The sequence below is a fragment of the Streptomyces endophyticus genome, from assembly GCF_035798155.1.
Classification (GTDB): Bacteria; Actinomycetota; Actinomycetes; order Streptomycetales; family Streptomycetaceae; genus Streptomyces; species Streptomyces endophyticus.
Genome location: NZ_JAOZYC010000122.1, coordinates 227776 through 249980 on the forward strand (window position 1 = coordinate 227776; position 22205 = coordinate 249980).

The following is a 22205-nucleotide window of genomic DNA, read 5'->3' on the forward strand; positions in this document are numbered from 1 at the left end:
TTCTGACGTGTCGGCTGGGCGGTGTTCAGCCCAGTGGTGCGTGGAACCGGCGCCGGTACTCGGCCGGTGAAGTGCCGAGGGTCTTGAGGAAGGCGCGGCGCATCGCCTCCGGGGTGCCGTAACCGCTCGACCGGGAGATCTCCTCGACGCCGCCCTTCGTGTCCTCCAAGAGGCGACGGGCGTGTTCCACGCGGACGCGCTCGACGTACCGGCCGGGCGTCAGGCCCGTCTCCGTGCGGAAGGCGCGCGCGAAGTGGCGCGGGGAGAGCCGTGCGCGGGCCGCGAGCGCCTCGACGCAGAGGTCGGCCCCGGGGTGTTCGGCGATCCACCGCTGCACCTCACCGAGCGGCTGCCTGGTGGCCGTCTGGGCGGCGAGCTGGGTGCTGAACTGGGCCTGGTTCCCCGGGCGTCGGAGGAACACGACGAGGGCGCGGGCGATCCGCAGCGCCACATCCCTGCCGTGGTCCTCCTCGACCAGGGCGAGCGCGAGGTCGATGCCCGCGGTCACCCCCGCCGATGTCGCCAGCCGGCCGTCCCGTACGTAGACGGGGTCGGGGTCCACGGCCACCTCGGGGTACTGGCGGGCGAGGGTGTCGCAGAACGCCCAGTGCGTGGTGGCCCGGCGGCCGTCCAGGAGCCCCGCCCGCGCCAGCAGGAACGCGCCGGTGCACACCGAGACGGTGCGGCGGGCGTGCGGGGCGCGCTCGCGCAGCCAGGCGACGAGGCGCGGGTCCGGGTCGCGCGTGCCCTCGCCGCCGGGGACCAGGAGCGTGTCCGCCGAGGGCGCGTCAGCGAGGGCGTGGTCCGGCGTCAGGGTCAGGCCGCTCGACGTGCGGACCGGGGCGCCGTCGGGCGAGGCGGTGCGCACCCGGTAGGCGTCGCCCGCGCCGGAGAAGACCTCCACGGGGCCCGTGACATCGAGGCTCTGCACGTGGTCGAAGAGGAGGACCAGGACGGTACGCGGCGGCATGCGGCTCATTCTTCGGCGCCCGCCTGATGGCCGCAATGACGAGTTCCCCACCTTTCCTGCCATCGACGGACGCCCGGTACTGCCATCCGTACCGACCGGTCGGTAACGTAGCCGCATGACTTCGGACCCCCGCCTCCGCGCCGCCCGCCACTGTCACAACGTGCTCAACCCGTTCCACTCGACGCACTACTTCTCGCCCGACCTCGGCAAGGAACTGGCCGCCATAGGCGTGGCCGACTCCGGCGCCGCCTACCTCGCGGCGCGCTCCGCGCCCATGGGGGCCGTCGGAGCCGGGACCGTGAGCGCCACCTTCTACAACTTCAAGCACGAGCTGGTGGCCCGGCACGTACCGGCCGTGTGGGAGGCCGCCTCTCCGGAGGCCGTGCTCGCCGCACGCGCGCGTGCCGTCGACTCGACGCTGCGCCGCCTGCTCGGCGAGGAGGCGCTCGCCTCCCAGGAGATGGCCGAGGCCGCCGAGCTCGCCCTGCGCGCCACCGAGGCGTGCACCCGGCACGCCCGCCCCCTGTACGCCGCCCACGCCGACCTCGACGTGCCGGAGGCGCCGCACATGGCGTACTGGCACGCCGCGACGCTGCTGCGCGAGCACCGCGGCGACGGCCACATCGCGGCGCTGCTCGGCGCCGAACTCGACCCGGTCGAGGCCCTCGTGAGCCACGTCGCGACCGGCAAGGGCATGGCCCCGAAGTGGCTGCTCGCCACGCGCGGCTGGGACAGGTCCGAGTACGACGCGGCCGCCGAGCGGCTTCGCGCGCGTGGACTGCTCACCGCCGAAGAGGAGTTGACGCTCACCGAGCAGGGCGTGACGCTGCGCGCCGAGATCGAGCACCGGACCGACGCGCTCGACCGCGCCCCCTACGCGCACCTCGGCGAGACCGGCGTCGCCCGGCTCACCGAGCTGGCGACGAAGTTCATCGGCGCGGCGCTCGGCAACGGCGCCTTCCCCGCCGACCTGATCGGCAAGGCTGCCTGAGGTCTGAGCGGCGCGTTGCGCGGTACTCGGGTGTTCCGGCCGCTTGTTCGCGGTCGGGACACACGAGAGAGGAAACCTGCATGTTCCGCGCAATCGCTGACATTCTGCGCCAGATCGGCGGCGCCATCGCCACCGTCGTGACCTTGCCGTTCCGGGTGCTCGCGCGGCTGTTCGGCGGCGCCTCCCGGTCCGGCCGTACGCATCGTGCCTGACCTCCCTGATCCCCTAGTGTCGGTGCCACCTGCCACAATTGCGGCGCAACCTCATTCGACATAGGCGGTACGGGATCGTGGCGACACCCACAGTTGGCACCACTGCTGGATCCGGGTTCGGATCCATCGAGAGCAGGATTGCCGAGGAACTAGGCGTACGGGAGCGGCAGGTGAAGTCCGCGGTCGAGCTGCTCGACGGCGGCTCGACCGTGCCCTTCATCGCCCGCTACCGCAAGGAGGCGACGGAGTCCCTCGACGATGCCCAGCTGCGCACCCTGGAAGAGCGGCTGCGGTATCTGCGCGAACTGGAGGAGCGGCGCACCGCCGTCCTCGACTCGGTGCGCGAGCAGGGCAAGCTGACCGAGGAGTTGGAGGCGCGGATCCGCGCCGCCGACACCAAGGCGCGCCTGGAGGACATCTATCTGCCCTTCAAGCCCAAGCGCCGCACGAAGGCGCAGATCGCGCGCGAGGCGGGGCTCGAACCGCTGGCGGAGGGGCTGCTCGGCGACCCGACGGTGGAGCCGCAGGCCGCCGCGGCCGCGTTCGTGGACGCCGAGAAGGGCGTCGCCGACGCGCAGGCCGCGCTCGACGGGGCCCGCGCGATCCTCACGGAGCGCTTCTCCGAGGACGCCGACCTGATCGGCGAGCTGCGCGAGCGCATGTGGGGGCGCGGCCGGCTCGCGGCGAAGGTGAAGTCCGGCAAGGAGGAGGCGGGCGCCAAGTTCGCCGACTACTTCGACTTCGCGGAGCCCTTCACCGACCTGCCCTCGCACCGTGTCCTGGCGATGCTGCGCGGCGAGAAGGAGGACGTGCTGGAGCTCGTCCTGGAGCCGGAGGAGCCGGCCGCGGACGCCGACGCCCCGGCCGCGACGGCCTCCTCGTCGTACGAGCCGATCATCGCCGGCCGCTTCGGGGTCACCAACCAGGGCCGTCCGGGCGACAAGTGGCTCCAGGACACGGTCCGTTGGGCCTGGCGCACGCGCATCCTGGTGCACCTCGGCCTCGACCTGCGCACCCGGTTGCGCACGGCCGCCGAGGACGAGGCGGTCAAGGTGTTCGCGTCGAACCTGCGCGACCTGCTGCTCGCCGCCCCCGCGGGCACGCGCGCGACGCTGGGGCTCGACCCCGGTTTCCGTACGGGCGTGAAGGTCGCGGTCGTCGACGACACCGGCAAGGTCGTCGCCACCGACGTCATCCACCCGCACGTCCCGGCCAACCGCTGGGACGAGGCGATCGCCAAGCTGGCGAAGCTCTCCAAGGAGCACGCGGTCGACCTGATCGCGATCGGCAACGGCACGGCGTCCCGCGAGACCGACAAGCTCGCCGGTGAACTCATCACCAAGCACCCGGAGTTGAAGCTCACCAAGGTGATGGTGAGCGAGGCGGGCGCCTCCGTGTACTCGGCGTCGGCCTTCGCCTCGCAGGAGCTGCCCGACATGGACGTGTCGCTGCGCGGCGCCGTGTCGATCGCGCGCCGCCTCCAGGACCCGCTCGCCGAACTGGTGAAGATCGACCCGAAGTCGATCGGTGTCGGCCAGTACCAGCACGACCTGAGCGAGGTGAAGCTCTCCCGTTCGCTCGACGCGGTCGTCGAGGACTGTGTGAACGGTGTCGGGGTGGACGTGAACACCGCCTCCGCGCCGCTCCTCGCGCGCGTGTCCGGCATCGGCGCGGGGCTCGCGGAGAACATCGTGACGCACCGCGACTCCAACGGCCCGTTCACCAACCGCAAGGGCCTCAAGGACGTCGCGCGGCTCGGCCCGAAGGCGTACGAGCAGTGCGCGGGCTTCCTGCGGATCCGCGGCGACGACCCGCTGGACGCGTCGTCCGTGCACCCGGAGGCGTACCCGGTGGTGCGCCGGATGGCGAAGGCGACGGGCGGCGAGGTCGCCTCGCTCGTCGGTGACGCGGGGGCGCTGCGCTCGCTCAAGCCGGCCGACTACGTGGACGACACGTTCGGTCTGCCGACCGTCACCGACATCCTGAAGGAGCTGGAGAAGCCGGGGCGCGACCCGCGGCCCGCCTTCAAGACGGCCACCTTCAAGGAGGGCGTCGAGAAGATCGGCGACCTGGAGCCGGGGATGGTCCTGGAGGGCGTGGTCACCAATGTGGCCGCCTTCGGGGCGTTCATCGACATCGGTGTGCACCAGGACGGGCTCGCGCACGTCTCGGCGTTGTCCCGGACGTTCGTCAAGGACCCGCGGGATGTGGTCAAGCCCGGCGACATCGTCAAGGTGAAGGTCCTCGACATCGACGTGCCGCGCAAGCGGATCTCGCTGACGCTGCGCCTCGACGACGAGAAGGCCCCCGGCGGCGGGACCGGCGGACGGGGCGAGCGCGGTGCCCGGAGTGACCGTGGCGACCGCGGGGACCGGGGCGGCGACCGCAAGCCGCCGCGGCAGACTCGGCAGGGCAGCGGCCGTGGTGGTTCCGGCGGCTCTGGCGGATCCGGCGGCTCTGGTGGCTCTGGTGGATCCGGCGGCGGCAAGGGCGGCGGCAAGGGCCGTCCCACGGTTCCGCCGGCGAACTCGGCGATGGCGGACGCGCTGCGCAAGGCGGGGTTGGCGTAGCCCTCCGGGGCTGTCCGCGGGGAACTGTGCGCCCGTTCGTTACTGGGCGCACAGTTCCCCGCGAGGTCGTTTCTTGAGGCCACGAGCGGCCCATGGCAGTCTCACTCCGCATGATCGATGAATTCGCGAAGGACAACCTGCACGGGAGACTGCGGCGGGACCGCGAGGCGCTGCTCTGGAAACTCGACGGCTTGTCCGAATACGACGCCCGTCGGCCTTTGACGGCGACCGGGACCAACCTCCTCGGCCTGGTCAAGCACGTGGCCACCGTCGAGGCCAGGTACTTCGGCGAGGTCTTCGACCGTCCTTCGCCTGAACCGCTGCCCCGGTGGCAGGACTCCGACGGCAGCGATCAGTGGGCGGCCGCGGACGAGACCCGCGATCAGATCGTCGGGTTCTACCGGCGCACGTGGGAACACGCGGACGCGACGATCAACGAGCTTCCCCTCGACGCCCCCGGCCACGTGCCGTGGTGGCCGGAGCCCCGTCCCAACACGAACCTGTTCGCCATCATGGTCCACGTCCTCGGCGAGTCCATCCGGCACACCGGGCACGCCGACATCCTGCGCGAGGGCCTCGACGGCCGGACCGGGGTGCGCGCCGAACACGAGCGGCAGATCGACGAGGAAGCCCGCGCCGCCCACCGCGCGAAGATCGAGCAGGCCGCCAGGTCGGCCGCACCGATCAAGGCTTAGAAGCGATGCCGCTAGGCCTCGGTCACCTTGCCTGAGGCCACTTCGAGGCGCCTCGTCGTTTGGACCGCCTCCAGCATCCTGCGGTCGTGGGTGACGAGCAGCAGGGTCCCCTCGTAGGTCGACAGGGCCGACTCCAGTTGCTCGATCGCCGGGAGGTCGAGGTGGTTCGTCGGCTCGTCCAGGACCAGGAGGTTGACGCCTCGGCCCTGGAGGAGGGCGAGGGCCGCGCGGGTGCGTTCGCCCGGGGAGAGGGTCGCCGCGGGGCGCAGCACGTGGTGCGCCTTCAGGCCGAACTTGGCGAGCAGCGTGCGGACTTCGGCCGGTTCCATGGCGGGGACGGCCGCGCCGAAGGCTTCGAGCAGCTTCTCGGGGCCGTGGAACAGGGCGCGGGCCTGGTCCACTTCGCCGACGACCACCCCAGAGCCCAGCGTCGCGTGGCCGGAGTCCAGGGGGACGCGGCCGAGCAGTGTAGCGAGCAGAGTGGATTTGCCGGAGCCGTTCGCGCCGGTGATCGCGACGCGGTCCGCCCAGTCGAGCTGGAGCGTCACCGGGCCGAAGGAGAAGTCCCCGCGCCGTAGTTCGGCGTCCCGCAGCGAGGCCACGACCGCGCCCGAGCGGGGTGCGGCCGCGATCTCCATGCGCAGCTCCCACTCCTTGCGGGGCTCGTCCACGACGTCGAGGCGCTCGATCATCTTCTGCGTCTGCCGGGCCTTCGCGGCCTGCTTCTCGCTCGCCTCGCTGCGGAACTTGCGGCCCAGCTTGTCGCTGTCGGTGGCCTTGCGCCGCGCGTTCTTGACGCCCTTGTCCATCCAGGTGCGCTGCATTTGGGCGCGGCCCTCCAGGGCCGACTTCTTGTCGGCGAACTCCTCGTACTCGTCGCGCGCGTGGCGGCGCGCGACCTCGCGTTCCTCCAGGTAGGCGGCGTATCCGCCTCCGTAGAGGTTGATCTCCTGCTGGGCGAGGTCGAGTTCGAGGACCTTGGTGACGGTACGGGTGAGGAACTCGCGGTCGTGGCTGACGACGACGGTGCCGGCGCGCAGGCCACGTACGAAGGCCTCCAGGCGGTCCAGCCCCTCCAGGTCGAGGTCGTTGGTCGGCTCGTCGAGGAGGAAGACGTCGTAGCGGGACAGGAGGAGGGAGGCGAGGCCCGCGCGGGCCGCCTGGCCGCCGGACAGGGACGTCATAGCCTGGTCGAGGCCGACGTCCAGGCCGAGCTGTTCCGCGACGTCCTCGGCGCGCTCGTCCAGGTCGGCGCCGCCCAGGTGCAGCCAGCGCTCCAGGCTCGTGGCGTACGCGTCGTCGGCGCCGGGCGCGCCGTCGACGAGGCCCTGTGTGGCCTCGTCCATGGTGCGCTGCGCCTCGGTCACGCCGGTGCGGCGGGCCAGGAACTCGCGGATCGTCTCGCCGGGGCGGCGGTCCGGCTCCTGCGGGAGGTGGCCGACGGTGGCGGTCGGCGGGGAGAGCCGTACGTCGCCCTCCTCGGGGGTGGTGAGGCCGGCGAGGAGGCGCAGGAGCGTGGACTTTCCGGCTCCGTTGGCGCCGACGAGTCCGATCACGTCGCCGGGGGCGACGACGAGGTCGAGACCGGCGAAGAGGGTGCGGTCACCGTGTCCCGCGGCGAGGTTCTTGGCTACGAGCGTTGCAGTCATCAGGGGGGTGATCCTAGTCGGGGTGCCGGTGCGCGGCGGCGGGTGGTTGAGCCGTGCCGGGGTCGGCGCTCGCCGTTCTCGTTGCGCCGCACCGGGGGCTCGGCCTGCACCGGGGAGTGCGCCCGCCGTTCTCGTTGCGCCGCACCGGGCGCCGCCTTGCCCACCCTGCCGCCCAAGGCGGCAGATTGCCCAAGGCAGGGGCGGGCCTTCCGGCACCGTCACCGTTCCATCCGTGCCACCAGCACGCTCCCCGTGGTGCGTGCCACCAGGAAGGACTGTCCCCTCGTCGCCTTGTCGTCGAGGGAGATCCGGTGGCGGCCGGACTCCAGGACCGCGTCGAAGACGTCGTGCGTGTGCGCGCGGTAGAGGCGGTCGAGGCGGTACGCCGTGATGCGGACGCGGCACGTGGAGGTGACCTCCACGCCCGCCTCGCCGTCGGCGGCGACCAGCCGGGTCAGCCGGCGCTGCGCCAGCGGGCCGCGGTCCAGCGCGCTCTCGATCTGGGCGACCAGGAGGGGGACGATCGGCGCGAGGCCGTCCACGTACGCGACGTCGGCCCCGGCCCGCTCGAACTCCCCGCGTACCGCCGCCCGTTGACCGTCCTCCACCGCCCGGCCGAAGGCCACCACCCCGTACGTACGCAGCTCCTCCGGCGGTACACCGGACGCGTCCTGCGTGATGTCCGCGCCGACGCCGATGGTGCGCAGCGCCGCCGCGAGCCGGGCGAGGACGGCGACGCGGGCTCCGATCAGCAGCACCTTGCGGCGCGGCGGCACGAGCGGGCCCTCGCCGCTCAGCAGCCGGCCGAGCACGGCCCGGTACTCGCCGGCGCGGAAGCGGAACGGGCCGATGCCGTGGTAGCCGTTCAGCTCCAGGTCGACCCGTTCATCGGTCTGCCAGGCGAAGTCCCGCCACACGTAAGCCCCGTCGCCCTCGTCGCCCTCCCCGTCCCGCTCGATGACCGCCGTCACCGCCCCGCACTCGATCCCCTCGCACTCCGGGCACCCGTAGATCACGCAGCGCCCGCCGGGCAGCGGCGCCTCCGCCTCCAGGAGCAGGCGCTTCACGTGGTGCGCGAAGATCGCGGGCGGGATGTCGGACGCGAGCGGGGACACGGCGTCCAGGTCCGAGAGCTGGAAGAGCAGCGGGCGGCCGTCGACGATGAAGTCCACGAAGTCCCGGTGGACCTGGTAGTCGCCGTCCGCGAGGACTCCCCCGGCGCGCATCGCCGGTGCCAGGCCGAAGCTCGCGCAGTCTTCTGCAGCCATGGGGTGAGTATCCCCACCTGTGCCCGCCCTGAGCGCTGCATGCCTCATTCCGGTGGCTTCCGTTAGCGTCCAGGGATGATCAGTGACAGCGGCAGTGAAGTGATCGTGGTCGGCGGCGGGGTCATCGGCATGACCACCGCCCTGGAACTCGCGCGGCGCGGGCGCCCGGTGCGCGTGTGGTCGCGGGACGTCGCCGAGCGGACGACGTCGGCGGTCGCGGGCGGGCTGTGGTGGCCGTACCGGATCGACCCGATAGCGAAGGTGGGCGCGTGGTCGCTGCGCTCGCTCAGGCGGTACGAGGAGTGGGCGGCGCGCCCCGAGGAGACCGGGGTGCGCCTGGTCGACGGCGTGCACGGGGACTCACGTCTGGACGGGCTCGGCGCGTGGGCCGCGGAGGTGGCGGGCCTGCGTGACACCCCGCAGGGCCTCGCGGCGCGTCTCCCGCTGATCGACATGCCGGCCCATCTGGCGTGGCTGCGCGGCCTGTTGGCGCAGGCGGACATCACCGTCGAGGCGCGCACCGTCGCCTCCCTCGACGAGGCTCTCGACGCCGCGCCGACCGTCGTGAACTGCACCGGGCTCGCGGCCCGCGAACTGGTGCCGGACGAGTCCGTGCGCCCGGTGCGCGGGCAGCTGGTGATCGTGGAGAACCCCGGCGTCGACACGTGGTTCACCACCGTCGACCCCGCCTCCGACGGGACGACGTACTTCCTGCCGCAGCCCGGGCGCCTGCTGCTCGGCGGCACCGCCGAGGAGGACGCGTGGTCCCTGGAGCCGGACCCGGCCACCGCCGAGGGGATCGTGAAGCGCTGCGCCGCGGTGCGCCCCGAGATCGCGGGTGCGCGGATCCTCGACCACCGCGTGGGCCTGCGCCCGGCCCGCCCGGCGGTGCGCATCGAGCGCGAGGTCAGGGGCGCAGGGCGGGTGCTGGTGCACAACTACGGGCACGGCGGCGCCGGGGTGACCGTGGCCTGGGGCTGCGCCGAGGAGGCGGCCGAGCTGGTCGAGGCCGGATAGCCGGGGCCCGGTGAACGGGCGAGCGGGCAAACGGGTGGGGGCGTGGTCCGTGTCGGACCACGCCCCCACCCGTACGTACGGTCTCAGTCCTCGTGGTGCTTGCCGATCGGGTCGCCCTCGGTCTCCAGGCTGCTGCCGGGGCCGATGCGGATCTCGAACTCGCCGCCGTACTTCTCGTGGCCGGCGACGACCGCCTGCTCGACGACCTCGATGCCCATCTCGCCGCGGACCATGAGCGGGTCGCGACGCAGGTCACGCAGGAGCGCCCAACACATACCGATCATGACGATGACGAACGGCACCGCCACAAGGATCGTCAGGTTCTGCAGTCCTGTGAGCGCGTCGCCGGAACCATTGCCGATCATCAGCATGATCGCGGCCACGGCGCCGGTGACGACGCCCCAGAAGATGACGACGAACTTGCCGGGTTCGAGCGCGCCCTTCTGCGACAGCGTGCCCATCACGATCGACGCGGCGTCCGCTCCCGACACGAAGAAGATGCCGACGAGGATCATCACGAGCAGGCCCGTGACCGTGGCGATCGGGTACTCCTGCAGCACGCCGAAGAGCTGGGTCTCCGGGGTGTCCGCCCCGGCCAGCTTCCCGTCGTCCTTCAGGCTCATCGCCGTGGTGCCGAAGACCGCGAACCAGATCAGGCTGACGGTCGAGGGCACGAGGATGACGCCGCCGACGAACTGACGGATCGTACGGCCCTTGCTGATGCGCGCGATGAACATGCCGACGAACGGCGACCAGGAGATCCACCACGCCCAGTAGAAGACCGTCCAGCTGCTCAGCCAGTCGGCGACGCCCTTACCGCTCGACGCCTCGGTACGGCCGATCATCTGCGGGAAGTTGTCCAAGTACGCGCCGAGGGACGTCGGCAGCATGTCGAGCTGGAGGATCGACGGGCCCGCGATGAACAGGAAGACCGCCAGCAGCAGCGCGAGCACCATGTTGATGTTCGACAGCCACTGGATGCCCTTCTCCACACCGGAGACGGCGGAGGCGACGAACGCGACGGTGAGGACCGCGATGATCACGACGAGCAGTCCCGTGCTGGCCTTGTCCATCCAGTCGGCCGCCTCGATCCCCGCCCCGATCTGCAGGGCGCCGAGGCCGAGCGAGGCCGCGGAACCGAACAGCGTCGCGAAGATCGCGATGATGTCGATCACCCGGCCCCACGCGCCGTACGCGTGCTTCTCGCCGATGAGCGGGACGAAGACGGACGAGATGGTCTGCCGCCTGCGGCGCCGGAACGTGCTGTAGGCGATGGCGAGTCCGACGACCGCGTAGATCGCCCACGGGTGCAGCGTCCAGTGGAACAGGGTGGTCGCCATGGCGGTCTCCATGGCTTCGGCGGAGTCGGCCGGGTCGGTGCCCGGCGGGGGCGTCGTGAAGTGCGCGAGCGGCTCGCTCACTCCGTAGAACATGAGGCCGATGCCCATGCCCGCGCTGAACATCATCGCGATCCAGGAGACCGTACGGAACTCCGGCTCCTCGCCCTCCTTGCCAAGGGGGATCTTCCCGTAGCGGCTCATGGCGAGCCACAGCGCGAAGACGACGAAGCCGGTCGCGGCGAGTACGAACGCCCAACCGCCGTTGTGCATCAGGCCGTTGAGCAGCGTGTCGGAGACGCTCTCCAGGCTGTCTGTGGCGGTGGCGCCCCAGACCACGAAGGCCAGAGTGAGCACGGCGGTGACGCCGAACACGATCCGGTCCGTGGCGGGGCTCTGCTCGCCGGTCGCTCCCTCCTCGGGGACGGGAGTATCGCTGGTTGGTTTCTGAGGGCTTGTCACCCACTACGACCTACCACACCTGACACTCCCGTAACCCGATCAACAGCGTGTGTCGGGCTCCCCTTCCGTCAGGTGGTAGGCCGCACGCGCGTCGAGGAGCAGTGCGACCAGGGCTCGTTGAGACTGCCGCAGGGGCACGAAGGCCCCACCGCCGGACTTTTGGACGGTGATGCCGTGCAGCGCCAATTCGTCTTTGAATTCGGCGTATTGCGTCGCGTTCAGCCGGTAGCCGCACGGTGGATCCTTGATGACCTCCGCGGCTTCCGCGGGGTCGTTGTCGGCGCCACCGAGGTAGATCGGCCCGCGGTCCGTGAAGCCCTTGGCTCGGGCGGCCGTGGTGGCGGCCTCGATCGCGCCCCGGTTCTCGGACGTGTACCGGAACAGGCCGCCGAGCGCGGCGAGTTGGGAGTCGCGGCGCCGCTGGTTGACCAGCGCCGGGTCGGCCTCCTCCGCGGGGGTACCGGGGTCGACGCGGCTCTCGATGAGCAGCCCGACGGAGTTCTTGACGCCGGAGACGTTGCGCAGGATCCGCTCCTGCCCGTCCCCCGCGGTCTGCTTGACCGGCTCGCCGGTCTCCGGGTCGGTCCAGATGCCGTACGTGCCCGTGGAGTACCCGGCGTCGCCCGCGGCGGGACGCACGTGGTCGAGGGAGAGCGACTCGGCCTGGTCGTGCACGGCGGGGTCGGTGTTGAGGTTGCGCGGCCAGAGGTCGAACAGGTCCTTGTCGTAGTACTTGGGGGTGGCCCCGTACTCGTGCAGGTCGTAGATGACGTCGGGCCGCCGGTCGCGGATGACGGCGGCCATCGCCCGCGCCTCGGCGGTCTTGAGGGCGATGTGGTCGCGGTTGATGTCGATGCCGTCGGAGTTGCCGCGGGTGTCGGCGGCGTTGCCGTCGGGGTTGGCGGTGGGCACGACGAGGAGCGTCGTACGGGACAGGAAGCGCTGGGTCGCCTTGTCCTTGGTGTAGGCGAGGTCGCGGATCTTCGTCAGGCAGGCCTCGCGGCCCGAGGGTTCGTCGCCGTGCTGGGAGCAGATCAGCAGGACGGTGTTGGCGGTGCGCTGCTGTCCGATGCGGACGAGGTTCAGCGGGCGGCCCTGTTTCGTCTCGCCGATGCGGGAGACGGAGACGCGGTCGGAGGCCTTGTCGACCGTGGTGAGGAGCTGCTTCTCCTCTGGCTGGGTGGTCCAGCGGGCGCCGTCGGTCTCCTCGAAGCCGGTGCGGGGCGGGGTGGCTCCGCCGTGCGCGCCGGCCGGCGCCGCCACCACGAGGGGCGCGGCGAGCGCGGCGACGGCGGCTGCCAGGGCGAGGGTGCGGGGACGTGCTCTCATCGGGTGCTGCCTCCCGGTACTGGGCGGTCGAGGCGGTACGGGCGGACACCGTCGGCCGCGGGCGATCGCGGAGTGGCGGTGGCGGAGCCGGAAGTGGCGGCCGCGAAGGCGCCTGCGCCACCGACGACGGGGACGCGGGCCGCGGTGCGGGCCAGGTCGAGGGAGAGGGTCGGCTTGGTGGACGGGGGGTCGATCAGGTCCTTGTCGGTGCCGGCCACGATCAGGGCGAGCCGGTGCCCCTTCGGTACGACGTGGTCGCTCGCGGCGAGGTCGATCGTGAGGCTATAGGGCTTGCCGGGCGTGAGCGCGGAGCCGTGCTCCGGGTTCGTGGCGGTGCCGAGGTCGGCCCATCCGCGGCTGAACACCGTCGAGTTGACGTCGGTGGTCGCGGTCGGCGTGGTCAGGAAGCAGGAGCTGTCGCCGGTGGTGCTCGGCCCCCAGCAACTGCGGTCGGTGCCGGTCGTGATGCCTTCGCCCGCGCCCGCGTAGTCGCGGATCGTGGCGGGGCCGAGGTCGACGAGGACGGCGCTCAGGTGGGCGCTGGACGTCGTCGGGGTCGCGGTGACCGTCACCTTGGAGGAGCCGGACAGGCGCAGGTCCTTGGTCAGCGGGCGGCTGAGGAACCCGGCCTTCTCCGCGGTCGGTTGCTGGATCTTCTCGGCCCAGTCGAGTTCGCCGAGCGCCGGGTCGTCGGTGAAGGTCTCGGTGCCTGAGCCGGTCTTGAGGCCCAGCGCCCCGACGCCCGCCTTGTCGCCCTTGGCGGGACGCAGCGCGGCGGTCTGGGTGGTGCGCGGCGGCCACACCTTGTCGGTGGTCCAGCGGTCGGGGGCGCGCTCGATGTCGGCCATCGGCTCGCGGTCGATTCCGTTGGAGTAGCCGAGGAGTTCGTGGTCGAACCAGCGGTGCAGGGTGTCGACCCAGGCGCCGCGGCGGAAGTCGAAGGGGTCGACGTGGCCGGTCTGCGCGAGCCAGATCTTGCGGTCGACACCGTTCTTGGCGAGGGCGTCCCACCACTGGCCGAAGTGCTTGGCACGGACGTTCAGGTCCTGCATGCCGTGCACGACGAAGACGCTGGCCTTCACGCGGTCGGCGTCCTTGACGTAGTCGCGCTCCTGCCAGAGCCCGGTCCAGTCACCGGTTCTCGGCGCTTCGTCGACAAGTCGTTTCTGTACGGCGGCGCAGCGGGCCCGTGCCTCCGGGCTCTCGACGTAGTCGGACAGCCACTCGGGGCCCGAGTCGTAGAGCGGGGCGCCCTGTTGGAAGTAGTAGTCGTACCAGGAGGAGATTCCGCCGATCGGCACGATGGTCTCCAGGCCCTCGACGCCGGTCGCGGCGACGCCGTTGGCGACGGTGCCGTCGTAGCTCTTGCCGATCATGCCGGTGCGGCCGTTGGTCCAGTCCGCCTTGGCGCGTTCGCCGCCTGTGCGGGTGGTGTAGCCCTTGGCGCGGCCGTTGAGCCAGTCGACGACGGCCTTCGCGCTGCCGATGTCGTAGGCCCCGCCGACGTCGGCACAGCCGTCGGAGCGGTTGGTGCCGAGCAGGTCGACGCCGACGAACGCGTAGCCGCGGGGCACGAAGTAGTTGTCGTAGAAGAGCGGCATCTGTACGACGTTCCCGTTGGCGTCGTACGTCTTCTTCTGGCTCTCGTTGCCGCGCCCGCAGCAGGAGTAGTACGGGCTGGCGTCCATGATCACGGGGACCTTGCGGCCCTGGGCGGCGGGTTCGCGCGGGCGGACGATGTCGACGGCGACCCGGTCGGTCTTCCCGTTGTCGTCCCCGTCGAGCCGGGTGTCGACCCAGACGGACTCGCGGACGGCGTCGGCGTAGGAGTAGACGGGCTTGGACTCGGTCGGCCTGGCGGGGGCGGCCGACGCGGTGGCGCCTGCCCCGATGAGTGCGGACAGCAGGGCGGTGACGACCGTGACCGCGAGGGCTCTCAAGCGGTGCGGTCTGTGGTGGCTGCGTCTGACAGGTATCGGCATGGCGCGGAAGGTACACCGGTCAATTGGCTTGCGACAGAGGGCCGCAGGCGCGGAGGACAGGTCCATGGGACCGAAAGGCACATGTCGGCCAGATGACGATCGTGTGGCTGAAGCGGCCATGGACATGACCGGGGCGCGAGGTGCTGAATAGGGTCGCTGTGTCGGCCACGGACGTGATCCGTACGCGGTCGGCAACGGCCTGACGTCCCCGACGACTTGGAGTTTCCGTGTACCGCAGACTCATCGCCCCCGGCGCACTCGCGGCCTCTCTGCTGCTGGCGATCCCGGCATCGGCCGCGGACTTCCAACCGGGGGCGTCGGGCATCGGTGATCCCTACTACCCGGCGTACGGGAACGGCGGCTACGACGTCTCCCACTACGACCTGCGCCTCAAGTACCAGCCGAAGACGGACCAGTTGGAGGGCACGGCGACCATCCTCGCCTCCTCCACGCAGGACCTGTCCCGCTTCAACCTCGACTTCGGGCTCACGGCGAGCGAGGTCCGGGTGAACGGCAAGAAGGCGAAATTCGCCAGGTCCGACGTGCAGGAGCTGGAGGTGACCCCGGCGGCCGGGCTGCCGAAGGGCACGCCGTTCACGGTCGTCGTGAAGTACGCCGGCAAGCCGTCCGACGTGAAGCTCTGGGGCTTCACCTCATGGCAGCGCACCCCGGACGGCGGTGTCGCGGCCAACGAGCCGGAGGCGGCGGCCTGGTGGTTCCCCGCCAACGACCACCCGCTCGACAAGGCCACGTACGACGTGTCGATCGCGGTGCCCGACGGCACCCAGGCGATCTCCAACGGCACGTTGCAGTCGCAGAGTTCGAAGCTCGGCTGGACGCGGTTCAACTGGCGCTCGGCCCATCCGCAGGCCACGTATCTGTCCACCTTGGCGGTGGGCAAGTTCGACATCACCACCGACAAGACCGCGGACGGGCTGCCCGTCATCAACGCGTACAGCAAGGACCTCGGCGCGAACGAGGGCGCGGCGAAGGCGAGCGTGGAGCGGACGACCGAGGTCGCCGAGTGGCTGGAGTCGGTATACGGGAAGTATCCGTTCGAGGCGCTGGGCGGGTATGTGCCGAACGTGCCGTCCAGCTTCGCGCTGGAGACGCAGACGCGGCCCTTCTATTCGCCCAAGCAATTCGCCAACGGGTCCAACGTGTCGGTCGTGGTGCACGAGTTGGCGCACCAGTGGTACGGGGACAGCGTCTCCGTGCGCGGCTGGAAGGACATCTGGATCAACGAGGGCTTCGCCCGGTACGCGCAGTGGCTGTGGTCGGAGAAGGAGGGCGAGGGCACGGCCCAGGAGCTCGCCGACTACACGTACGCGCAGCACCCGGCGGACGACGCGTTCTGGACGGTGAAGCCGGGTGACCCCGGTCCTGAGAACCAGTTCGACGCGGCCGTGTACGACCGGGGGGCGCTGGCGATCCAGGCGCTGCGGAACAAGGTCGGCGAGAAGAACTTCTTCGCGATCCTGAAGGGGTGGCCGCAGCAGCACGCGTACGGCAACGCGAGTGTCTCCGACTTCATCGGGTATGCGGAGGGGGTTTCCGGGGAGCGGCTGGGCGGGCTGTTCGATACGTGGTTGTTTGAGCCGTCGAAGCCGGGGGCGTCTGCTGCGCGGGCTTCGGCCGACGTGGTGCAGCCGAAGTCGTGGAAGCGGATTGCTGCCACGAATGGGGTGCACTCGGAGCGTTGACTCGCTGCGGCGGGGTTGCGGTCTCGGGGCTCTGCCCCGGGCCCCGCGCCTCAATCGCCGGCGGGGCTTGAACGGCTCGATGCTCGCGCCTTGTGTGCCAGTGGGAGGTAGCGGAGGCGTTCTGGGAGTTTCGGTGCCAGCCAGCGCACCAATACCGCGAAGCGGCGCAGGCGGCGTTCCTGCTTTGGTGTCCAGGGGAGGCCGATCGCCTCTCTCGCCTCTGGTGGGAGCAGGCCGATCGACAGGAAGCTCATCGTGCGGGTCAGGGCCGGGCGCAGGAGGGGCCACAGGAAGTTGAGGAGCGGGTGGTGGCCCGGTGGGGGCGGGAGGGGGCGGGAGCGTGCCGTCAGCTCGTCCACCACCGGGTTCCGCTCGATCTCCTGCGCCAGCATCTTGCGGTAGTACGGCCAGAACTCCTCGACCGTCTGCGGCATGTCCCGGTCGTGGATGCCGAGGATGCGGCCGACCATCAGCCACTCCGCGTAGAACCGCTCATCCTCCTCGGGCGTGAACGGCGTGGCGAAGTAGCGGCGCGCGTAGCGGGAGACGGGGAAGCCGGTGGCGTGCACCCAGGCGTAGTGGGCCGGGGTGAGGGCGTGGTAGCGGCGGCCGTGCGGGTCGGCGCCCTGGATGGTGCGGTGCAGGCGGCGCAGCCTGCGGCCCTCCTCGGCCGCGGCCTCGCCCCCGTAGACCCAGAGCATGACCGAGGTCAGCGAGCGCTCGCCGCGGCCCCAGGGGTCGGTGCGGAACACCGAGTGCTCGTCGACGCCCGCGCCGACGGCGGGGTGCGCGACCTGGAGCACGAACGCGGCGGGCAGCGCGAGCAGGGCGCGGATGTCACCTGCCGTCTCCCAGAGGATGCCGCCGGGCGGGGGCGGTGGCGGGTCCGGGTCGTGCTGCTTCATGGGGATGCCGCTCCTCGTGGTGCGTCCGGAGCCATGGGGGTCTGTGGGTCTGTGGGTCTCTGATCAAGTATGCGCGTCCGGGCCGGGGCGGCGGCGGTCGTCGTCCGCGTAGCGTTTGGCCAGGTCCGAGGCCAGTTCCGAGACGCAGGTGCACAGGTCCGTGACGGCGGCCGTGGCCGGGGCCGAGCGGCAGGGGACGACGTGGGCCGGGAGCGGGGTCCGGGCCGGGGGCGGCTTCGGTGGGTCCGGCGCGGCGCGGGGGTGGCGCCTACGGGCGGAGCTGATCAATGCCGTCGCCAGGGCCGCGACGAATGCGGCCAACTGCCCGATCTTGACTTGTACGTCCCACGGAACCAGCGACATGCCTGTGTCCTACCCCCACGGCTCGGGGCCCCAACGCATCGTGTGCGTCGGGGCCCCGTGAAGGAAGGAGGCGGGCTCAGTTGCCGTCGGCCACCTTCGTCAGCTCGTCCGAGGCGATGCGGTCGACGTTGCGCCGCACCCGGAACCAGCCGATGAAGAGCAGCACTCCGACGACCGGGATCAGCATGAGCGTCTTGCGGCCGGTCTCCTCGTCGTTCCACATGAGGACGAGCACGGAGAGCAGGAAGACGATGGTGACGATCTCGGTGACCGGCGACCACGGCAGGCGGAACTTCGGGCGCTCGACCAGGCCCTGCTTGGCCCGGCGGACGAACGCCAGGTGCGCGACCATGATCATGACCCAGGTGCCGATGATGCCGATCGAGGAGACCTCGATGACGATCTCGAACGCCTCGGCGGGCAGCAGGTAGTTCAGGCCGACGCCCAGCACACCGACGCCCGCGGTGAGCAGGATGCCGCCGAACGGCACCTGGCTCTTGTTCATCCTGGCGGTGAACTTCGGCGCGGAGCCCGACATGGCCATGGAGCGCAGGATGCGGCCCGTGGAGTAGAGGCCGGAGTTCAGCGAGGACATGGCCGCGGTGAGCACCACCATGTTCATGATGTCGCCGACGCCGCCGACGCCCAGCTTCGAGAACAGCGTCACGAAGGGGCTCTCGCCCGAGGTGTACGAGGTGGACGGCAGCAGCAGCGCCAGCAGCAGCACCGAGCCGCAGTAGAACAGGCCGACGCGCCACATGATCGAGTTCACCGCGCGCGGGACGACCTTCTGCGGCTCGGCGGTCTCGCCCGCCGCGACACCGACCAGTTCGAGGGCTGCGTACGCGAAGACGACACCTTGCATCACGAGGACCACGGCCATGGTGCCGCTGGGCATCCAGCCGCCGTTGTCCGTGATCATGTGCAGGCCCGGTGTGTGGCCGTCGATCGGGTGCTGCGTGGCCACCAGGAAGATGCCCACGAAGAGGAAGGCCACCAGGGTGGCCACCTTGATGATCGAGAACCAGAACTCCATCTCGCCGAAGTACTTCACCGAGACGAGGTTCACGGACAGCACCACCGCGAGCGCGACCAGCGCGAGCACCCACTGCGGAATGCTCGTGAAGGCGCTCCAGTACTGCGTGTACAGCGCGACGGCGGTGATGTCGGCGATGCCCGTCATCGACCAGTTCAGGAAGTACATCCAGCCGGCGACATAGGCGCCCTTCTCACCGAGGAACTCACGCGCGTACGACACGAAGGAACCGGATGAGGGCCGGTAGACGACCATTTCACCAAGGGCGCGCACCACGAAGTACGCGAAGATCCCGCAGATCAGATAGGCGAAGACGAGGGCGGGGCCCGCGTCGTGCAGCCGCCCGCCGGCACCGAGGAAGAGTCCGGTGCCGATCGCTCCACCGATGGCGATCATGTTGATGTGGCGGCTCTTGAGGGCCTTGCTGTAGCCGGCGTCGCCCGCGTCGGCGGGCGCCTGGGAGGCATCTGTGCGGGATGCGTCCGTGGCCGTGTTGAGGGCGTCCTTGCTCACGAGGGGGTGTCCACTCTGTGGTGCCCGGAGACGTGGGGGTCGCCGGGGTCCGGAACGTGCGTCGGCCCGCATCACCCCTGACGGCGTGCGGACCGAGGTGCACCTTCCCCCAAAGATCGCCCCCGATGCGGTGGCGGAGATCACATAGCGGCGCTTCTCACATGACGGGACGCCTCTGGACGTGGAACCGGAGGGGGCGTATAGGGCGTCGACCGTGCTCTTTGGGTTTCACAACGTCGGTGTCTCAGCAATACTGTTGCACCCGGATCGCAGCGAGAGGCGAAGATGACGACGGACACTCAGGCCCCCACGCTCACCGTCGACGAGCTGGCGGCCCGCGCGGGCGTCACGGTCCGCACCATCCGCTTCTACAGCACGCGCGGCCTGCTGCCGCCGCCGGTGATCGGGCCGCGCCGGGTGGGGCACTACGGACCCGACCACGTCGCGCGGCTCGCGCTGATCGAGGAGCTGCAGCACCAGGGCATGACGCTGGCCGCGATCGAGCGCTATCTGGAGCAACTGCCGGCCGACCTGAGCGCACAGGACCTGGCGATCCACCGCGCGGTGGTGGCGAGTTGGGCCCCCGACACCGTCGAGACGCTGACCCGGAGCGAGCTCGACCGGCGCGCGGGCCGGGAGCTGACCGAGGAGAACCTGGCGCGGCTCGCGGCGATGGACGTGCTGACGCGGGAGCGCGACGACACGTACCGCTGCGACACCGGCCAGCTGCGGCTCGGCGTCCAACTCCTGGACGTACCCCTGTCGTTGGACGCGATCCTGGCCTCGCGCGAGGTGCTGGTGGAGCACTCGCGGGGCGCGGCGCAGGAGCTGGCCCGGCTGTTCAGCTCCGAGGTGTCGCAACGGGCCGAGCAGGACGTGAAGTCACTGTCGGCCCATATGCAACCGCTGGTCATTCAGGCGCTGTTGACCGCGTTCCAGCGCTCGCTGAAGGAGGAGCTGCGGGAGGCGTTCCGCACCACGGACCGCCTCCCGTAGCCACCGGCCTCAGTCCTTGAAGGTCTCGCCGTTCTCGGCCTTCTCCACCAGCAGCGCGGGCGGCAGGAACCGGTCGCCGTAGCGCCCGGCCAGCTCGCGCGAGCGGGCGACGAATCCGGGCAGGCCGCCCTCGTAGCCGTTGATGTACTGGAGCACGCCGCCGGTCCAGCCGGGGAAGCCGATGCCGAAGATGGAGCCGATGTTGGCGTCGGCGACGGACGTGAGGACGCCCTCTTCGATGAGGCGCACCGTGTCGAGGGACTCGGAGAAGAGCATGCGTTCCTGCATGTCCTCGAACGGGATCTCGGTGCCCGGCTTCGTGAAGTGCTCACGCAGCCCGGTCCACAGACCGGCGCGCCTGCCGTCCTCGCCGTACTCGTAGAAGCCCGCTCCCCCGCTGCGGCCCGGCCGCCCGAACTCGTCGACCATGCGGTCGATGACGGCCTCGGCGGGGTGCGTCTCCCAGGTGCCGCCGGCCTCGATGATCGCGGCCTTCGTCTCCTCGCGGATCTTGCGGGGCAGCGTCAGCGTCAGCTCGTCCATCAGGGAGAGCACCTTGGCCGGGTAGCCGGCCTGCCCGGCGGCCTGCTCGACCGACGCGGGCTCGACGCCCTCGCCGACCATGGCGACGCCCTCGTTGATGAAGTGACCGATGACGCGCGAGGTGAAGAAGCCGCGCGAGTCGTTGACCACGATGGGCGTCTTGTTGATCTGCCGGACGAGGTCGAAGGCGCGGGCGAGGGCCTCGTCGCCGGTGCGCGCGCCCTTGATGATCTCGACGAGCGGCATCTTGTCGACGGGCGAGAAGAAGTGCAGTCCGATGAAGTCGGCCTGCCGCTCGACGCCTTCGGACAGGGCGGTGATGGGCAGCGTCGAGGTGTTGGAGCAGAGCAGGGCGTCGGGGTTGACGATGTCCTGGATCTCCTGGAACACCTTGTGCTTGAGCGACGGGTCCTCGAAGACGGCCTCGATGACGGCGTCACAGCCGGCCACGGCCTGCGGGTCGGAGGCCGGGGTGATGCGGGCGAGCAGCGCGTCGGCCTTCGCCTGCGTCGTACGGCCGCGCTTGACGGCCTTGGCGCACAGCTTCTCGGAGTACGCCTTGCCCTTGGCGGCGGCCTCGGCGGAGACGTCCTTCAGGACCACCTCGATGCCGGCGCGGGCGCAGGAGTAGGCGATGCCGGCGCCCATCATGCCGGCGCCGAGGACGGCGACCTTCTGCACCTTGCGGGGCTCGATGCCCTTGGGGCGGTTGGCGCCCGAGTTCACGGCCTGGAGGTCGAAGAAGAACGCCTGGATCATGTTCTTCGCGGTCTGCCCGGTGACCAGCTCGGTGAAGTAGCGGGCCTCGATCGCGAGGGCGTTCTCGAAGTCGACCTGGGAGCCCTCGACGGCGGCCGCGAGGATGTTGCGCGGCGCCGGGTACGGGGCGCCGTTGAGCTGCTTCTTGAGGTTGGCGGGGAAGGCGGGCAGGTTCGCGGCGAGTTTGGGGCTGGCCGGGGTGCCGCCGGGGATGCGGTAGCCGGGCTTGTCCCAGGGCTGCTGCGACTCCGGGTTGGCGTCGATGAAGGCCCGCGCCTTCTCGATCATCTCCTCGCGGGTGGCGGCCACTTCGTGGATCAGGCCGTTCTCCAGGGCGCGCTTCGGGGCGTACTGGGTGCCCTGGAGCAGCACCTTGAGGAGCGCGTCGGCGATGCCCATGAGGCGGACGGTGCGGGTGACGCCGCCGCCCGCGGGGAGCAGGCCGAGCGTGACCTCGGGGAGGCCGATCTTCGAGCCGGGCGCGTCGAGGGCGACGCGGTGGTGGCTGGCCAGCGCGATCTCGTAACCGCCGCCCAGGGCCGCGCCGTTGATGGCCGCGACGACGGGCTTGCCGAGGGTCTCGATGCGGCGCAGCGAGTTCTTGATGCCGATGCCGGTCTCGAAGACGGACCGCGCGTCCTCGGGGCCGGCCTTCATCATGTCCTTGAGGTCACCGCCCGCGAAGAAGGTCTTCTTGGCGGAGGTGTAGACGAACCCGCGGATCGAGTCGGGGTTCGCGGCCAGCTCGGCCTCGGCGCGGTCGGCGATCGCGGCGATGGAGTCCTTGAACGCCTGGTTCATGGTGTTCGCGGACTGGTTGGGGTCGTCCAGGACGAGCGTGACGACGCCGGTGTCGTCCTGCTCCCAGCGGATGGTCGTGCTCTGCGTCATGGTTCGGTCTCCGT

Annotated in this window: 17 protein-coding genes; 7 read left to right on the plus strand and 10 right to left on the minus strand. The window is 70.8% G+C overall.

What is annotated here, in order from left to right; translation table 11 throughout:
* Positions 1 to 25: 25 nt before the first annotated feature.
* Positions 26 to 970 (minus strand): GlxA family transcriptional regulator, encoded by a 945-nt coding sequence (locus OKJ99_RS19555; RefSeq protein ID WP_326018019.1) that lies wholly within the window; start codon positions 968 to 970, stop codon positions 26 to 28.
* Between the two features lie 115 nt (positions 971 to 1085).
* On the opposite strand from OKJ99_RS19555, the gene OKJ99_RS19560 reads away from it, so the two are divergent.
* The 4 genes from OKJ99_RS19560 (at position 1086) to OKJ99_RS19575 (ending at position 5438) form a co-directional block, all read left to right on the plus strand.
* Complete coding sequence (locus OKJ99_RS19560) at positions 1086 to 1961, plus strand: SCO6745 family protein (RefSeq protein WP_326018021.1); 876 nt, start codon at positions 1086 to 1088, stop codon at positions 1959 to 1961.
* An 80-nt stretch (positions 1962 to 2041) separates the two neighbouring features.
* Positions 2042 to 2173, plus strand: a complete 132-nt coding sequence (locus OKJ99_RS19565; protein ID WP_326018023.1) for an LPFR motif small protein — start codon at positions 2042 to 2044, stop codon at positions 2171 to 2173.
* 77 nt (positions 2174 to 2250) lie between these two features.
* Positions 2251 to 4743: a Tex family protein gene (locus tag OKJ99_RS19570; RefSeq protein ID WP_326018025.1), complete on the plus strand. Its 2493-nt coding sequence runs from the start codon at positions 2251 to 2253 to the stop codon at positions 4741 to 4743.
* 110 nt (positions 4744 to 4853) lie between these two features.
* Positions 4854 to 5438, plus strand: a complete 585-nt coding sequence (locus OKJ99_RS19575) for a DinB family protein (RefSeq protein WP_326018160.1) — start codon at positions 4854 to 4856, stop codon at positions 5436 to 5438.
* Positions 5439 to 5449: 11 nt separating this feature from the next.
* Here OKJ99_RS19575 and OKJ99_RS19580 read toward each other — a convergent pair whose 3' ends face one another.
* Positions 5450 to 7087 (minus strand): ABC-F family ATP-binding cassette domain-containing protein, encoded by a 1638-nt coding sequence (locus tag OKJ99_RS19580; RefSeq protein WP_326018027.1) that lies wholly within the window; start codon positions 7085 to 7087, stop codon positions 5450 to 5452.
* A 218-nt stretch (positions 7088 to 7305) separates the two neighbouring features.
* Complete coding sequence (locus OKJ99_RS19585; protein ID WP_326018029.1) at positions 7306 to 8355, minus strand: oxidoreductase; 1050 nt, start codon at positions 8353 to 8355, stop codon at positions 7306 to 7308.
* A gap of 75 nt (positions 8356 to 8430) precedes the next feature.
* On the opposite strand from OKJ99_RS19585, the gene OKJ99_RS19590 reads away from it, so the two are divergent.
* On the plus strand, positions 8431 to 9372 hold the full coding sequence (locus OKJ99_RS19590) for an NAD(P)/FAD-dependent oxidoreductase (RefSeq protein ID WP_326018030.1): 942 nt from the start codon (positions 8431 to 8433) through the stop codon (positions 9370 to 9372).
* Between the two features lie 83 nt (positions 9373 to 9455).
* On the opposite strand, the gene OKJ99_RS19595 is transcribed toward OKJ99_RS19590, so the two are convergent.
* The 3 genes from OKJ99_RS19595 to OKJ99_RS19605 form a co-directional block, all read right to left on the minus strand.
* Positions 9456 to 11084 (minus strand): BCCT family transporter, encoded by a 1629-nt coding sequence (locus tag OKJ99_RS19595; RefSeq protein WP_326018161.1) that lies wholly within the window; start codon positions 11082 to 11084, stop codon positions 9456 to 9458.
* 126 nt (positions 11085 to 11210) lie between these two features.
* Positions 11211 to 12500: a M14 family metallopeptidase gene (locus tag OKJ99_RS19600; RefSeq protein ID WP_326018032.1), complete on the minus strand. Its 1290-nt coding sequence runs from the start codon at positions 12498 to 12500 to the stop codon at positions 11211 to 11213.
* Positions 12497 to 14482, minus strand: coding sequence for a Xaa-Pro dipeptidyl-peptidase (locus OKJ99_RS19605; RefSeq protein ID WP_326018034.1), 1986 nt, complete (start codon positions 14480 to 14482; stop codon positions 12497 to 12499). The genes OKJ99_RS19600 and OKJ99_RS19605 overlap by 4 nt, the downstream gene beginning before the upstream one ends.
* Positions 14483 to 14709: 227 nt before the next feature.
* Between OKJ99_RS19605 and OKJ99_RS19610 the strand changes: the two genes are divergently transcribed.
* Positions 14710 to 16185 (plus strand): M1 family metallopeptidase, encoded by a 1476-nt coding sequence (locus OKJ99_RS19610; protein ID WP_326018035.1) that lies wholly within the window; start codon positions 14710 to 14712, stop codon positions 16183 to 16185.
* A 50-nt stretch (positions 16186 to 16235) separates the two neighbouring features.
* Here the strand turns inward: OKJ99_RS19610 and OKJ99_RS19615 are convergent, their stop codons facing one another.
* The 3 genes from OKJ99_RS19615 to OKJ99_RS19625 all read right to left on the minus strand — a co-directional run bounded on the left by OKJ99_RS19615 (position 16236) and on the right by OKJ99_RS19625 (position 19002).
* The gene (locus OKJ99_RS19615; RefSeq protein ID WP_326018037.1) at positions 16236 to 17090 is read right to left on the minus strand and encodes an oxygenase MpaB family protein; all 855 of its coding nucleotides are present in this window, start codon (positions 17088 to 17090) and stop codon (positions 16236 to 16238) included.
* A 63-nt stretch (positions 17091 to 17153) separates the two neighbouring features.
* Positions 17154 to 17453 (minus strand): hypothetical protein, encoded by a 300-nt coding sequence (locus OKJ99_RS19620; RefSeq protein WP_326018039.1) that lies wholly within the window; start codon positions 17451 to 17453, stop codon positions 17154 to 17156.
* Between the two features lie 76 nt (positions 17454 to 17529).
* Positions 17530 to 19002, minus strand: a complete 1473-nt coding sequence (locus tag OKJ99_RS19625) for an amino acid permease (RefSeq protein WP_326018041.1) — start codon at positions 19000 to 19002, stop codon at positions 17530 to 17532.
* 285 nt (positions 19003 to 19287) lie between these two features.
* Here OKJ99_RS19625 and OKJ99_RS19630 point away from each other — a divergent pair, with 285 nt between their 5' ends.
* Entirely contained in the window at positions 19288 to 19998 is a 711-nt protein-coding gene (locus tag OKJ99_RS19630) for a MerR family transcriptional regulator (RefSeq protein ID WP_326018043.1), read from the plus strand.
* Positions 19999 to 20007: 9 nt separating this feature from the next.
* Here OKJ99_RS19630 and OKJ99_RS19635 read toward each other — a convergent pair whose 3' ends face one another.
* Entirely contained in the window at positions 20008 to 22191 is a 2184-nt protein-coding gene (locus OKJ99_RS19635; RefSeq protein WP_326018045.1) for a 3-hydroxyacyl-CoA dehydrogenase NAD-binding domain-containing protein, read from the minus strand.
* Between the last annotated feature and the right edge of the window lie 14 nt (positions 22192 to 22205).